General features: G+C 47.3%; 1 protein-coding gene. It reads right to left on the bottom strand.

Annotated elements, in window-relative coordinates:
- Nucleotides 1-26: 26 nt before the first annotated feature.
- Nucleotides 27-284 carry a SemiSWEET family transporter gene (locus HMPREF3277_RS01005; RefSeq protein ID WP_049225703.1) on the bottom strand — a complete coding sequence of 86 codons (258 nt, stop codon included), beginning with the start codon at nt 282-284 and terminating at the stop codon, nt 27-29.
- Nucleotides 285-336: the final 52 nt, after the last annotated feature.

Below are 336 nucleotides of genomic sequence, written 5' to 3'. Positions count from 1 at the left end.
TTTGCACAGGCCGTCTGAAAACTTCCTTAAAAACTAGTGATAAATGTAATCAAACCCAAAATAATGCCTGGGGCGTTTGCCAGTATGATGGGGTAGTCGCGTTTTTCTTTCAAAAAGCCGTAGGCAAACCATAATGTGCAGTTGATGGCGGCGACGAGGGGTTGCAACGGCGAGCCGGGGTTGCCGGCAAGGTTGTTTTGGATTTGCGGGATATAAGAAACGTACATACCGACGCCGGCCAGGGTGGCGGTGACGGAAAGAATGTGCATTTGTTTTTCAGTCATTGGTTTTCCTTTCTGATTAGACGATTGGGTTTTCAGGCTGTACAGATGTTGA

Origin of the sequence: Neisseria sp. HMSC70E02 (genome assembly GCF_001838645.1) — a bacterium.
Lineage (GTDB): Bacteria > Pseudomonadota > Gammaproteobacteria > Burkholderiales > Neisseriaceae > Neisseria > Neisseria macacae.
This window is presented reverse-complemented; position numbering and strand designations above follow the sequence as displayed.

Excerpts from the sequence above, each read along its gene's own strand:
- HMPREF3277_RS01005 (WP_049225703.1), bottom strand. The coding sequence starts at position 284 with ATGACTGAAAAACAAATGCACATTCTTTCCGTCACCGCCACCCTGGCC.